This is a genomic window from Hymenobacter sp. UYAg731 (assembly GCF_054061335.1).
In genome coordinates, this window is sequence record NZ_JBSSEC010000006.1 from 283927 (window position 1) to 296128 (window position 12202).

Consider the following 12202-nt stretch of genomic DNA (forward strand, 5'->3'; position numbering starts at 1 on the left):
GGGTGTTTGGTGAATGCCAGACTTTTGCCGATATTTGCGGCCCGTTTCCCTGCTTTGTAATAAAATTTAACCCTCCGATATCATGGCCCGTGTTTGTGATTTGACCGGCAAGCGTACCCGCGTTGGTAACAACGTTTCGCACGCTAACAACAAGACTAAGCGCAAGTTCTATCCGAACCTGCAGAAAAAGCGCTTCTATATCCCCGAGCAGGATGCTTGGGTGACCCTGAAAGTAGCTACCTCCACCATCCGCACCATCAACAAGAATGGCATCATGGCCGTCCTCAAGAAGGCCAAGGAGCAGGGCTTCATCGTTTACTAGATTTCGGTTCTGTTAGTAGTCGGTATTGGGTAGTGAGTAGTCAGAAATGACCACGACGCTTACCCCTAAATCAGACTACTGACTACCCAATACCGACTACCAATAGTAAAAAGCCAGCGCCGATACGTTTGCCTCCCCAGGCAACTGTATCGGCGCTGGCTTTGTCTGTTGGCGGCTACCTTGGCTGGTATTCTGATTGTTCGCCCTAATCCTGATGCTTATGCTGTTCCGGTTCCCTTCCCGTTTCCTGTCGCCCCGGCCGTGGCCACAAGCTTCTTCGGTGGTTTTTGCCGGTTTGCTGGGGTTGCTAAGCTTCGCCGCCTCGGCCCAGGCCCCCACGTCCATCCCCGAGCCACTGACTAACAATCCGGCTCCCGCCCGGCCTACCGATTTCCTCTCGCCCGCCTTCCACAAGCAGCGGCGCGAACTGCTGCGGGCCCAAATGCCGCCCAATAGCGTGGCTGTGGTGTTCGCCGCGCCCGTCCGTAACCGGGCCAACGACGTGGACTACATCTACCACCAAAACCCCGATTTTCACTACCTTACCGGCTACGAGGAGCCCGATGCCGTGCTGCTCCTCTTCAAAGAGCCGCGCACCGTGGGTGGCCAGCCCGGCGTGACCGAAGCCCTCTTCACCCAGCCCCGCGACCCCGCCCGCGAGTCCTGGACTGGCCGCCGCCTGGGCGCGGCCGGAGCCAAAGGCCAGCTTCAACTCCAGTATGCGGCCGACAACAAAGACTTCGCCGCCGCCAGCATCAAGTGGGCTGATTTCGATAAAATCCTGGTCCCCGGCCTGCCCGCCGACACCCGCGACGACTTCGCCAACCCCGCCGATTTGCACAGCCTCGTGGCCACCTTTCGCCAGCAGGCCGCCGTGCCCACCGACTACAACCCGGCCATTACCGAATTCAATAGCATCATCCGCCGCACCGGCATCCGCAGCGCCAGGCGCGTCACTGAGTACCTGAATAGTCAGGTGAAAGAAACGCCGGCCCTCGGCACCACGCCGCTCATCCGCGCCTACCTGGCCGCCACCACCGATGCCGGCCGCCAGGCCGCCATCGACGCCAACCCACCCGGCCGCTTCGATGATGCCACGCTGGGCGAACAGCTCGGCGACCTGCGCGCTATTAAAACGCCCGAGGAGCTGGCCTTGCTGCGCCGCGCCATCCGCATCAGCGCCCAGGGGCAGCGCGAGGTGATGAAATTGCTGCGTCCCGACATGGGCGAAATGGAGGTGCAGGGCCTGCACGAATACGTGTATCGCCGCTACGGGGCCGAGTTCCAGGGCTACCCCAGCATCGTGGGCGGCGGGGCCAACGGCTGCATCCTGCACTACGAAACCAACGACCGCCAGCGCCTCGACAACGACCTCCTCCTCATGGACTGCGGAGCCGAATACCATGGCTACTCCGCCGACGTCACGCGCACCGCGCCGCCATCCGGCACCTTCAGCCCCGCCCAGCGCCAGATTTATGAGTTGGTACTGGCCGCCCAGGAGGCCGGTTTCGCTGCCTGCCGCCCCGGCGTGCCCTTCGACGCGCCCAACAAAGCCACCCAGGAAGTAGTAGCCGCCGGCCTGCAAAAGCTCGGCATCATCAAAAAGAAAGACGAGTTCCGCAAATACTATCCCCACGGGGCCAGCCACTACCTCGGCCTCGATGTGCATGACAGCGGCAGCTACGGCCCGTTGCTGCCCGGCAACGTTATCACCGTGGAGCCCGGCATCTACATCCCCGCCGGCTCGCCCTGCGACCCCAAGTGGTGGAACATAGGCGTCCGCATCGAAGATGATGCCCTCATTACCGCCACCGGCTACGAAAACCTCTCGGCCGACGCGCCGCGCACCGTGGCCGATATCGAGAAGCTAATGGCCGAACCCAGCGCGCTGGAAGGCTTTAAGCTGCCGGATTTGAAGTAGTAGCTACCGTAGTAGCTAAGCAAGGCCATCATGCCGAGCGCAGCCGAGGCATCTCGCCTACTGTGGTAATCAACACCATTGCAACGAAGCGAGCGAGATGCCTCGGCTGCGCTCGGCATGACGGCCTTTTTAATGGCGGTCTATCCTGACCGTTTCGACTGCCGTTCTGCTTCGCCAACTGAAAGTTGCGGGACACATCCTTGACTTTTCCGAAAATCCCCGTACCTTTGCAGTCCTAAATTTTAAAACACATACACCCCCGTCGAGATGGCCAAGAAAGGAAACCGGGTGCAGGTTATCATGGAATGCACCGAGCATAAAACCTCGGGCCTGCCGGGCACCTCGCGCTACATCACCACCAAGAACCGCAAGAATACCCCTGAGCGCATCGAGCTGAAGAAATTCAACCCGATTATGCGGAAAATGACTGTTCACAAGGAAATTAAATAACCTGAACAATGGCTAAGAAAGTAGTAGCAACGCTGAAAACCGTTGAGAACGCCAAGAACTGGGCGAAAGTAATTCGTGCCGTTAAATCGGAGAAAACCGGTGCTTACACCTTCCGCGAGGAAATGGTGCTGCTCGACAAAGTGCAGGACTACCTGGCTACCGGCAACAAATAGTTGCTGACCGGCTACGGTCTTGTAAAAGTTTAAAAAGTCCCACCTTCGTGGGACTTTTTGCGTGTAGGGATATTTCCCCGCCCCATTATCCTCCCTCCCCCATGGGCCTCTTCGATTTTTTTAAAAAGGACAAGGAAACTCCAGCCCAGCAAGCCTCGCTTGATGCCGGCCTGGAAAAGACCAAAACCAATTTTTTTGACCAGCTGAGTAAGGCCGTGGTGGGTAAAAGCACCGTGGACGAGTCGGTACTTGATGACCTGGAAACCCTGCTGGTGCATGCCGACGTGGGCATCGAAACCACGGTGAAGGTCATCGACCGCATCGAGGCCCGCGTGGCCCGCGACAAGTACGTAAGCACCGGCGAGCTTGACCGCATCCTGCGCGAGGAAATAGTGGCCCTGCTGGAGGATAATAAGTCCGGTTCTACGGCCGTGCTGGACAACGCGGGTAGCACCGGGCAGCCCTACGTCATCATGGTGGTGGGTGTGAATGGCGTGGGCAAGACCACGACCATCGGCAAGCTGGCCCACCGCTTCCACTCCGCCGGCAAAAAGGTGGTACTGGGCGCGGCCGATACCTTCCGCGCCGCCGCCGTGGACCAGCTCATCATCTGGGGCCAGCGCGTGGGTGTGCCCGTGGTGAGCCACGGCATGAACACCGACCCCGCTGCCGTAGCCTTCGATGCCGTGCAAAAAGGAGTGGAAATGGGCGCTGATGTCATCATCATCGACACTGCCGGCCGCCTGCACAACAAGGTGAACCTGATGAACGAGCTGAGCAAAATCAAGCGCGTGATGCAGAAAATGATTCCCGACGCGCCGCACGAAGTGCTGCTGGTGTTGGACGGTAGCACCGGCCAGAACGCCTTCCTGCAAGCCAAGGAGTTCACCAAAGCCACCGAAGTCACGGCCCTGGCCATCACCAAGCTCGACGGCACGGCCCGCGGCGGCGTGGTGATTGGTATTTCGGACCAGTTTAGCATTCCGGTGCGCTACATCGGGGTGGGGGAGAAGATGACGGACTTGCAGCTGTTCGACCGGCACACGTTCGTGAACTCGCTGTTTAAGAAATAATCGCGGCCAGTTTTCGTTGATGGTAACCGGGCTGGCTTTCTATCGGGAATTTTGGGCTCCCGACAAAAGATGAGCAAGTCACGCATTTATTCAAACCTGATTATGCAGCGTCTCCCGCTATTCATGACTCTTTGCTTGCTGCTGAGTGCTGCGGCCTGCGGCTCCAAAAACGACGACCAGCCGCTGATTCCCTACGCGCCGGTGAACCTGAGCCTGGTGCTCACGAACCAGGAGTACGTGAACCTGCGGGCCAACAACGGGGCCGTAATGCTGCCCGTGCAAGGCCCGGCCGGCACCGGCGGCGTGAAGGGCGTAATCGTGGTGCGCCAGAATGCGAACTCCTATTTAGCCTTCGAGCGCAATTGCCCTTACCGCCCGTACGACGCCTGTGCCACGGTCAGCCTGGACCGTTCGCGGCTGTTTATGCGTGACTCGTGCTGCAACTCACAATTTGATTTGCAAGGGCAGATAACCGGTGGGCCCACGCCCCGGCCGCTTAAACAGTACAGTACCAACCTACAAGGCAATATCCTCAATATTACAAACTGAGCCTGCGTAGATTTTTTTGAAAAAAAACAGATTAAGGCTTGCGTATCTTTGAGAGACCGTTGTAGATTTGCACTCCGAAACAACAACAACCGGGTTTCGGACTAGAAAAAAGCTTCCTTAGCTCAGCCGGTTAGAGCATCTGACTGTTAATCAGAGGGTCCCTGGTTCGAGCCCAGGAGGGAGCGCTACAACACAAGAAGCCCGCCGATAACCGGCGGGTTTCTTTGTTTTCAGGCCTTACGGGCACATTTGCTGTTTGGCACTTCGGGCATCTTCGGTTAATTTTGGATTGGACCGGGACACAAACCGGGACATGTACCGGGACAGAACCCGGGATAACGGCCAATCCAATGCTGAGCCCCACTTTCTACAAACGCACTATCAGCGTACAGTTTTACCTGCGGAAGGCCGCCCTGAACAGACGCGGACACTGTCCGATTCGGATGACCGTGCGCTGGCATGGGGAGGAATTGCAGTCGGATGCGGGGGTACTGGTGCTGCCGGAGCGGCCCGGACCGCATGGGCAGGGCATCGAGGTGCTATGGGACAGCAAGGCCCAGCGCGTGATGGAGGGGCGGAAACTGACGGTGAAAGAAATGGCTACGGTGCCTACTCATCCCGACACGGCCACCAATATCAATGCGCACTTGATGGGTCGCAAGAAGACTGTCGAGGACACGTTCTACCGGCTGTACGACAACAGAGGGCCCGGTAAAATACCCAAGGCCGTAATGGCGGCAGAGCTGGCACCTGAGAAAGCCGCGCTGGTACCGGTGGCCGCGCCGAAGGTTAGCCGCACCTTCCGGCAGGTGCTGGAAGAGTGGAAGGGGGAAAACCGCAACCTGGCCAAGGACTCGCTGCGCAAGTACGACCAACTGGCCACGATGATGGAAAGCTGGCAGCCTGACCTGCGGCCCGAGCAGGTGACGCAAAAGGTGGCAAAGGAGTACCAACAGCATCTACTGGACCTGCAGAAGTCGGACGCGACCATCAAAGTGCATTTTGGAGGTATCCGCAAGTGCCTTGAGCAGCTGGGGCTGCCGCATGACCTAGCGTGGCTGCAATACTCGGCGAAGAACGCACCGCAGCTGGATTTGGAGATTGAAGAGGTGCGCCGGCTCATTCAGTGGCGGCCGACGTCGGAGGGCTTAGCCGAGGAGCGGGACCGGTGGCTGTTTCAACTGTTCAGCGGGCGGCGGTACGAAGACCTCGAAAAATTCGACGTGCGCGAACGAATTACGCTGACCCTGCCCGATGGTGGCAAAGTGCCAGCGCTGCTCCACGCACAGGGAAAAACGGGCAATGACGCGGCCGTACCGCTGCCACCTATTGCTGTGAAGATTGGCGAGCGGTGGGGCTGGCAGTTTCCGGCGCGTACCTGGCAGCAGCGGTGCGACTGGATAAAAGATATTGCACAGGCCGCCGGTCTCACGCGGGAATGGGACGACCGGCTGATTACGGGCGGGAAAGTGGTGCATAACTGGCGGCCCATTCATCAGGTCATCAGCACCCACACGGCGCGGCATACCGCCGGCACGCTGCTAAAGCAGGTCAGCAACGGAAACAAGGCACTGGCCAAGCTCGTGCTCGGACATGCTGACGAGGACGTGACGGACCGTTACGCCAAAGACAAGGCCCGGCTGCTGGCCCCGGCCGTGCTCGATGCGTGGCGGGCGGTGCTGGGTGAGTGGTACGATGGGGAACCGGTTCGGTAGCCACACTAAGCTGACGCTGTACGTCTTTGTACCTTCAAATCACCTGTTCTCCAGTCTTTGCAATCCCACCACATAACGTCTTTCAACTCAGAAATATCGTCGGGTAAGCGTTTGTAAGCAGTGCCGTCCTGTTTGCACCACTTCACCACTAAGCAAATGGGTTTGCGGGGATAATAAGCTTTCTTCTTTTGGTTTAATTCAGGCTGCCAAAAGGAGACTAAGCAGGTTTCCAATAATTCCAAGTGCGAACGGTCATGGTTTACTGGAAAGATTGGGCACCCTATCCATATCCGTAAGTTAGTGGGCTTGATGTTGGGTACTTGGTGGTGTTTCTCATTAACTCGGACTGAGAACCGGCGTTCCGTAATTCCACAGTACAGCACCTTCGTGAAGTTGAGTAGCGAACGGCTGTATTTCTTGGTGCCGGTTAATAGATAAATACCGTTGCCATCCGGTATTTTTTCTAGCTCAGAAAGGGTGTAGGGCCCTTTCCAACTGAGAACAATGGTTTCTAAATCTGCTTCCTGAATGCCATTTTTCATAATGGCACAATGTACAAAGTAACCGGAGCGGTGAGCTTATCCCCGCTGCTGCGGAGTGCCTGCAGACTGCCTCCGTCCTGCCTTCAGCCCCGGTTCAGGGCGGCGGCTACTTCGGCCTCGGGGAGGCGGGTGTACTCGCAGAATTCAGCTACCGAAACGTAGGCGCGGGCGGGCTTGCGCAGTTGGGTACGGATGCGCTGTAACAGGCGCTTGCCGGCGTCGTAGCCGGTGCCGGTGAGCTGGGCAACGTCTTTGGGGTAAAGGCAAACCTGGGGCATGTGGGGGCGAATTGGGACTACTTGGACAGACGAATATACAACGGCTAAAAGCCGGCTGTAGGTTCGTGCCATGAAAGATAAAGCACTGTATTTCAGCGGGTGGTTACTCCTGGTTGCCACTGGTTTCGGATTGGGTGAGGGGGTAACTCTCGGCCTGACTGATACCCGGCCAAAGGTTGCTGCACCGACGCAGGAAGCCGGGCGCGTGGTGCGGGTCGTGGACGGCGATACCTACGACGTGCTGACCGGGGGCGTGGTGTACCGGGTGCGGCTGCTCGGCGTGGATGCGCCGGAGACGGACCAGCCATTCGGGCATCAGGCGGGCGACTCGGTAATGCGGCTCCTCCAGCCTGAGCGGACGGTACTGCTCGGGCGGCGCGGTGTGGACCTGTACGGGCGGACGCTGGCCACGGTGCGGCTGCCGGTAGCCGGCGGGCCGGCTCTGGCGCTGGACTCGCTGCTGGTGGCGCGCGGCTGGGCGTGGGCCTGGGACCCGAAGCACCGGGTAGCCGGCCGCGCCGCGCAGCAGGCCTCAGCCGTGGCCGCCCGGCGCGGGCTCTGGAAGTGCGGGGCGGTGAGCGTGCTCACGCCGCGGCAGTGGCGGCAATTCAACTACAAAAACAAGCGGCGTTACGGGGTGGGCTGCACCTGGTAGCAAAGTCGCATAAGCGCAAGCAGCCAAATCAACGACTTTTCAACTCTTAACAGCTTACCACTATGGCACGTCAAACGGGCATTATTGGCATCCAAGGCACCGTAGGGGGCCTGGTGTTCAGCAAAAACGGGAACATCTCCCAAAAGCCGCAAGGCGACAAGGCCGCTTTCGCCAACGCCCCTAGCCGGGCGCGTACCCGCGAAAACGCGGCCGAATTTGGCTTGGCCGCTAAATACAGCAAGCTGCTCCGCGACTCGCTGCGCGTGGCCATTGCTTCGGCCAGCGACAGTCTCCTGGCCTCGCGCCTCACGAAGGTGATGCGCGAAGTCATCGGACTCGACGACACGAATGACCGCGGCCTGCGGGTATTCGACGCGGGCAACTCGGCGCCGCTGCTGGGCTTCAACTTCAACGCCGGGGCCGGCATCGGCCAAACCATGTACTTCCCTTATGAAGTAACGGGCGCGGGTGCTGATGTAACCATGACCATTCCGTCGCTGAATCCGGCCTCGGACATTGCAGCCCCGCAGGGCGCTACCCACTTCGAGGTGGTGTTTGCCGCTTCGGACCTGGACATGGAGATGCTGACTTACACCAACGGCGTGGTGGCTGCTCCGCTGGGTATTCTGCCCATCAACAGCGCGGCCTTGGCCAACCAGTCGGTGGTGGCCAGCTTCCCGGCGGCTCCGGCGGCGGCCAATCTGGTGGTGGGCGTGGTTGGCATCAACTTCTACCAGCAGATTAACGGCAAGTTCTACGCCCTCAATAACAACAGCACTAACCCGCTGGCTATTGAGTACGTGGCCTAAGCCGACGAGCCTTCGGCACCAAGCGGCCGGCCGAATGTGGCCGGCCGTTTTTCTTTCACCTTCTCAGTCTTATAGCAATGGCACTCTCAGCCTATCAAACTCAATTCAAGCGGCGCATGAAGCGCGCTATTAGCCTACGGGCTAAAGCTGACCGTAAGGCTCGGCGCTACACCCAACTGCTCGCGGATGCCATCGGTGCGGCCGAGGACGCAGCTATGCAGATGAACGCGCTGAACCAGCTCTACAACGTGGACGTGAGCACCTATACGCTACTCACGCAGGCGCTGCACGCCAACAGCGGGCAGGAGGTGCTGATAGACCACTTGGCGCAAAGCACGCCGGGCGAGGAGTTGATTATCTTCAATCAGGTGCCGGACGGCAATGGCGGGCAGGAATTGCCTGCTAACCCACTGTTTGGGGAAATTGTGGCGGGCACGCCGATTATCCCACCGGCGCAGGCTGCGAAGGGTGCGGCTACAGAGAAAGGTGCTGAGGCACTCAATACGCAGGCATCGGAAATAATGGGTTAGCACCTGCTTATCCATAAACGGCAAGGCCGGCTCCTCTTTGTGAGGGGCCGGCCTTTTTCGAGTCCAACTGTAGAGTCGGGGCTTTTAATCACTGCCTTCGTTCTTCTAATACCTATTGTCCTTCCGGTACTGGGCCTGATGCTTTGATGGTTGCAGGTAGACATTCTGTGGTCTACTCAAAATCACAAATGGCTTTTATCAGTAGTCCAGCCTTGATACTATTAGCTTCGCAAAAGTTTCAACTTATTAAGCCGTAAAATCTGCCCAATGGCGAAGCACTCGAAGCAGCAGCTAGTAGAAATCTTTGTGCAAACCATCGAGGGAGAAGGAGCTCATGTTGACTACATCAACACTCGCGATGCGCACCCTGCAGTTTTAGATGTTAGAACGAGCGAATTCTCAGGCCGCTTTCGTATCTATATCTGGAACCTGTCTCGCGGTGGTAATAATCGGCCAAATGGGGAGTACAGAATCCAAGTAACTGGTGTGGATTCGTTCAAGCAAGAGGAGGGCGAAACGACTTTGATACTAGGCTATTGGGCCTCGCTGGAGCTATTTGTGGCTTACGACTACAAAAAGCATGACACCCCACTCGGAACGTCCGTCTCGCTGCAGGTTCGTGAGGAGGCACTTCATGAAGCCGTGATAGAGGGCATTACAGTTCGAGGGAAAGAAAATGCTGAGCAGGTAGTAGTGTTTAGCAAGGAAAGCGCTTTGACGTACCTCAAAAATCACGACGCCATACATGCCGGCTACTTTAATAGCGAGGTTGAGCAGGGTACTTACGTCGACTTGGGCGAAGACGAACCTAGCTCTCGCCGGTTTTCCCTCACAAGCTACGGCGTGGACTATCCCATCGAATCGCTGGTTAACAAGCTCGACCCTGACTTGGGAAATATTTATGTGCCCGGCTTCCAGCGTCAATTCATCTGGAACCGAGAAACAGCCTCCCGATTTATTGAGTCCTTGATTTTGGGCTTACCAGTGCCTAGTGTTGTCTTGGCGCACGATGGCAGTAATAAGCTGATAATTGTTGATGGTCAACAGCGGCTCCTAAGCCTACGAGCCTTTTACTCAGGACTGCTGCGCGGCGACAAGTTCACGCTCAAAGGGGTAGCACCTGACTTGGAAGGCAAGGGTTATAATAACCTTTCCGCGGACGACAGAAGCCGGCTTGATAACCAAACCATCCACGCAATCATCATCAAGCCCAACGACCCGGTTGAAGACAGTGCTGGAATATATACCCTTTTCGAGCGCCTTAACACAGGCGGTCAGAAGCTAACAGCGCAAGAGATTAGGGCAAGTATGTACTACGGCTCATTTAATGAGTACCTGAATGAGCTAACTAACGCTCCAGCATGGGTTGAAATTTTCGGCTACTCAAACCGATTTCGCAACCAGGAGCTTATACTTCGGTTTTTCGCGCTCTACTATAATCGTGCTGTCTATGAAAAGCCGATGTCCTTGTTCCTCAACAAGTTCATGTCGGAAAACAGGGACTTTAAGCGCTACTCGCGCGGCGAGCTTGACGCCTTGCTAATGCCCGCGCTAGTCCGGGTGGCAGGCGTGCTGGGTAAAAGAGCGTTCAGGCTGGGAGGCGGAATAAATGCAGCAGTCTTTGACTCAGTTTTAGTCGCACTGGCTACGCGCCTATTGCGTGACCCTGACATGCCACCGGGGCAGATAATCGAGGCGTATAGCCAACTGCTACGTGATGACAGGTATGTTGGCGCAGTGCGGGCAGGTACATCAGACAAAGCCTCTATCGAAACGAGGATGGAGGTAGCGCACGAGTATTTTGAAAAGGAGTACCACGGTGTACCATTGCTATGAGGATTGAAGCAATGGAGCGACAGTTGGACAATATGTTCCAGCTAGCGGCAAGCATGCCCCCTGATGAGCCACAGGCCAGGCTGGCGGAGTACCTATGCATTCGAACGTCGGGGCTAATGGAGCAGGTGGTTAAGCATCTGCTGAAAGAGTATGCTAAAAGCACCTCAGCCACTGAGGTAGCTAAATACGTTGAGGGCAAGACCGAAAGAATAGCAAACTTGCCCAACGACAAGCTGGTCGAACTGCTGCTCTCGTTTAGTGATATTTGGCGGGATGAGTATGTTACCAACGTCACGGAGGAAGCAGCAGGCGCGTTAAGCTCTATTGTGGGCCTGCGCAATAAGCTAGCGCACGGTATTGACCCTGGCGGTATAAGCTATGGAAGGATACAAGGCTACTACACCAACGTGCGGACCATCTTTCCGCTATTGAAGCGGATAATATCAAAGGACAGGCCGCGGTTAAGGCGCACACGCTAGAACGCGCAACGGATTCGATGGGCGCGTAACGCGTCGCGGCTGGGGTGGTTTGCTACCAATGCTGGCAGCTGTAGCTGCTGTCCTGCCAGTGATGAGTATTCAGAGCCGGCCAGTTGGGGCGAAAGCTCTACGGTCAAAGTAACGGGGTCAATAGCCAGAAGCTGCAAGTCAAAAAGAGTATGAATATCCGCTCGTAACGGCATGCCGTTCTGGACGTGATTGGTCGACGGGCCTTGGTAGGGTATTATGTGGGCGGCTTCAAGCAGCGGCTCAACCTGGCAGCCAGTAACGGGGCAGGTGCTGGCATAGGCAGTGAGCAGGCTGTTGCGAAAAGCCGCTTGGCCGCGACGACGGACAATGCTTGCTAGCACCCACTCGCGGCCGTCGCGGATAGTGGCAGGATTGAACCCTGCTTCCTTGTCCTGTTTGGCCTGCACTTCCGCCAGGCTGGGAATGCTCCCGCTGCGCGCCAGAGTGAAAATGGCTGGCCGGGCGACGCTGTGGCTCTGGTACTCAAAACGGCCCAGGTAGCAAAAGCCGCCCCCAATGTATTGGCCTGGCACTTCGCGGTAGAATACCAGCAACTCCAAGCCGCGCAACTCGTGGGTGATAACAAGGTGGTCGTTGCGTCCTGTAGGCTGCCCTACCCATACCAAAGTGTTTCTATCGATAGGATGGCTATGAGATGCCTGGCCTGGTTGTTGTCCCGTAATGGAGAGCCAAACGGAGTTATAGCCACTAGGCCTGAACACCTCCCGGCCGGCTGTGGCATCCGAGATGTGAAGTAGCCGCTGCAACTCGTCTATGGTATAGACTTGGCCCTCGATAAGCTGCTCGGAGGCCAAGCGGGAACTGTAGGCTTGAGGCATT

15 protein-coding genes and 1 tRNA gene are annotated in these 12202 nt (G+C 57.4%); 13 read left to right on the forward strand and 3 right to left on the reverse strand.

All coding sequences use genetic code 11. From position 1 onward, the window contains the following. Positions 1–82 precede the first annotated feature (82 nt). The 8 genes from rpmB to ACVWYF_RS19220 all read left to right on the forward strand — a co-directional run bounded on the left by rpmB (position 83) and on the right by ACVWYF_RS19220 (position 6203). Positions 83–322: a 50S ribosomal protein L28 gene (rpmB, locus tag ACVWYF_RS19185; RefSeq protein ID WP_088462723.1), complete on the forward strand. Its 240-nt coding sequence runs from the start codon at positions 83–85 to the stop codon at positions 320–322. Between the two features lie 220 nt (positions 323–542). Next, positions 543–2243 carry an aminopeptidase P N-terminal domain-containing protein gene (locus ACVWYF_RS19190; RefSeq protein WP_457071064.1) on the forward strand — a complete coding sequence of 567 codons (1701 nt, stop codon included), beginning with the start codon at positions 543–545 and terminating at the stop codon, positions 2241–2243. A 267-nt stretch (positions 2244–2510) separates the two neighbouring features. After that, positions 2511–2693: a 50S ribosomal protein L33 gene (gene rpmG, locus ACVWYF_RS19195; protein ID WP_168674975.1), complete on the forward strand. Its 183-nt coding sequence runs from the start codon at positions 2511–2513 to the stop codon at positions 2691–2693. 8 nt (positions 2694–2701) lie between these two features. Continuing rightward, positions 2702–2866, forward strand: a complete 165-nt coding sequence (locus tag ACVWYF_RS19200) for a DUF4295 domain-containing protein (protein WP_072008680.1) — start codon at positions 2702–2704, stop codon at positions 2864–2866. Between the two features lie 101 nt (positions 2867–2967). Beyond that, the gene (gene ftsY, locus ACVWYF_RS19205; RefSeq protein WP_457071067.1) at positions 2968–3939 is read left to right on the forward strand and encodes a signal recognition particle-docking protein FtsY; all 972 of its coding nucleotides are present in this window, start codon (positions 2968–2970) and stop codon (positions 3937–3939) included. A 123-nt stretch (positions 3940–4062) separates the two neighbouring features. Further along, positions 4063–4488 carry a hypothetical protein gene (locus ACVWYF_RS19210; protein ID WP_457071069.1) on the forward strand — a complete coding sequence of 142 codons (426 nt, stop codon included), beginning with the start codon at positions 4063–4065 and terminating at the stop codon, positions 4486–4488. 111 nt (positions 4489–4599) lie between these two features. Further along, positions 4600–4673: transfer RNA gene (locus tag ACVWYF_RS19215), tRNA-Asn, on the forward strand. A gap of 165 nt (positions 4674–4838) precedes the next feature. Further along, positions 4839–6203: a phage integrase SAM-like domain-containing protein gene (locus tag ACVWYF_RS19220; protein WP_457071071.1), complete on the forward strand. Its 1365-nt coding sequence runs from the start codon at positions 4839–4841 to the stop codon at positions 6201–6203. Positions 6204–6208: 5 nt separating this feature from the next. Here the strand turns inward: ACVWYF_RS19220 and ACVWYF_RS19225 are convergent, their stop codons facing one another. Together ACVWYF_RS19225 and ACVWYF_RS19230 are read right to left on the reverse strand one after the other, a co-directional pair. Next, a complete protein-coding gene (locus ACVWYF_RS19225; RefSeq protein WP_457071073.1) occupies positions 6209–6745 on the reverse strand; it encodes a hypothetical protein in 537 nt (178 codons plus the stop codon). An 83-nt stretch (positions 6746–6828) separates the two neighbouring features. Further along, the gene (locus ACVWYF_RS19230) at positions 6829–7023 is read right to left on the reverse strand and encodes a hypothetical protein (RefSeq protein WP_331058462.1); all 195 of its coding nucleotides are present in this window, start codon (positions 7021–7023) and stop codon (positions 6829–6831) included. A 70-nt stretch (positions 7024–7093) separates the two neighbouring features. On the opposite strand from ACVWYF_RS19230, the gene ACVWYF_RS19235 reads away from it, so the two are divergent. The 5 genes from ACVWYF_RS19235 (at position 7094) to ACVWYF_RS19255 (ending at position 11332) form a co-directional block, all read left to right on the forward strand. Continuing rightward, on the forward strand, positions 7094–7678 hold the full coding sequence (locus tag ACVWYF_RS19235) for a thermonuclease family protein (RefSeq protein WP_457071075.1): 585 nt from the start codon (positions 7094–7096) through the stop codon (positions 7676–7678). Positions 7679–7740: 62 nt separating this feature from the next. Beyond that, the gene (locus ACVWYF_RS19240; RefSeq protein WP_457071077.1) at positions 7741–8487 is read left to right on the forward strand and encodes a hypothetical protein; all 747 of its coding nucleotides are present in this window, start codon (positions 7741–7743) and stop codon (positions 8485–8487) included. 116 nt (positions 8488–8603) lie between these two features. Further along, positions 8604–9017, forward strand: coding sequence for a hypothetical protein (locus tag ACVWYF_RS19245; protein WP_457071080.1), 414 nt, complete (start codon positions 8604–8606; stop codon positions 9015–9017). Between the two features lie 267 nt (positions 9018–9284). Continuing rightward, positions 9285–10853, forward strand: a complete 1569-nt coding sequence (locus ACVWYF_RS19250; RefSeq protein WP_457071082.1) for a GmrSD restriction endonuclease domain-containing protein — start codon at positions 9285–9287, stop codon at positions 10851–10853. Further along, positions 10850–11332, forward strand: a complete 483-nt coding sequence (locus ACVWYF_RS19255; protein WP_457071084.1) for a HEPN domain-containing protein — start codon at positions 10850–10852, stop codon at positions 11330–11332. The genes ACVWYF_RS19250 and ACVWYF_RS19255 overlap by 4 nt, the downstream gene beginning before the upstream one ends. Here the strand turns inward: ACVWYF_RS19255 and ACVWYF_RS19260 are convergent. Then, complete coding sequence (locus ACVWYF_RS19260; protein WP_457071086.1) at positions 11329–12201, reverse strand: HNH endonuclease; 873 nt, start codon at positions 12199–12201, stop codon at positions 11329–11331. The genes ACVWYF_RS19255 and ACVWYF_RS19260 overlap by 4 nt on opposite strands. Position 12202 lies beyond the last annotated feature (1 nt).

Excerpts from the sequence above, each read along its gene's own strand:
- ftsY (WP_457071067.1), top strand. The coding sequence starts at position 2,968 with ATGGGCCTCTTCGATTTTTTTAAAAAGGACAAGGAAACTCCAGCCCAG.
- ACVWYF_RS19190 (WP_457071064.1), top strand. The coding sequence starts at position 543 with ATGCTGTTCCGGTTCCCTTCCCGTTTCCTGTCGCCCCGGCCGTGGCCA.
- ACVWYF_RS19245 (WP_457071080.1), top strand. The coding sequence starts at position 8,604 with ATGAAGCGCGCTATTAGCCTACGGGCTAAAGCTGACCGTAAGGCTCGG.
- rpmG (WP_168674975.1), top strand. The coding sequence starts at position 2,511 with ATGGCCAAGAAAGGAAACCGGGTGCAGGTTATCATGGAATGCACCGAG.
- ACVWYF_RS19200 (WP_072008680.1), top strand. The coding sequence starts at position 2,702 with ATGGCTAAGAAAGTAGTAGCAACGCTGAAAACCGTTGAGAACGCCAAG.
- ACVWYF_RS19230 (WP_331058462.1), bottom strand. The coding sequence starts at position 7,023 with ATGCCCCAGGTTTGCCTTTACCCCAAAGACGTTGCCCAGCTCACCGGC.
- ACVWYF_RS19225 (WP_457071073.1), bottom strand. The coding sequence starts at position 6,745 with ATGAAAAATGGCATTCAGGAAGCAGATTTAGAAACCATTGTTCTCAGT.
- ACVWYF_RS19220 (WP_457071071.1), top strand. The coding sequence starts at position 4,839 with ATGCTGAGCCCCACTTTCTACAAACGCACTATCAGCGTACAGTTTTAC.
- ACVWYF_RS19250 (WP_457071082.1), top strand. The coding sequence starts at position 9,285 with ATGGCGAAGCACTCGAAGCAGCAGCTAGTAGAAATCTTTGTGCAAACC.
- ACVWYF_RS19240 (WP_457071077.1), top strand. The coding sequence starts at position 7,741 with ATGGCACGTCAAACGGGCATTATTGGCATCCAAGGCACCGTAGGGGGC.
- ACVWYF_RS19235 (WP_457071075.1), top strand. The coding sequence starts at position 7,094 with ATGAAAGATAAAGCACTGTATTTCAGCGGGTGGTTACTCCTGGTTGCC.
- ACVWYF_RS19255 (WP_457071084.1), top strand. The coding sequence starts at position 10,850 with ATGAGGATTGAAGCAATGGAGCGACAGTTGGACAATATGTTCCAGCTA.
- rpmB (WP_088462723.1), top strand. The coding sequence starts at position 83 with ATGGCCCGTGTTTGTGATTTGACCGGCAAGCGTACCCGCGTTGGTAAC.
- ACVWYF_RS19260 (WP_457071086.1), bottom strand. The coding sequence starts at position 12,201 with ATGCCTCAAGCCTACAGTTCCCGCTTGGCCTCCGAGCAGCTTATCGAG.
- ACVWYF_RS19210 (WP_457071069.1), top strand. The coding sequence starts at position 4,063 with ATGACTCTTTGCTTGCTGCTGAGTGCTGCGGCCTGCGGCTCCAAAAAC.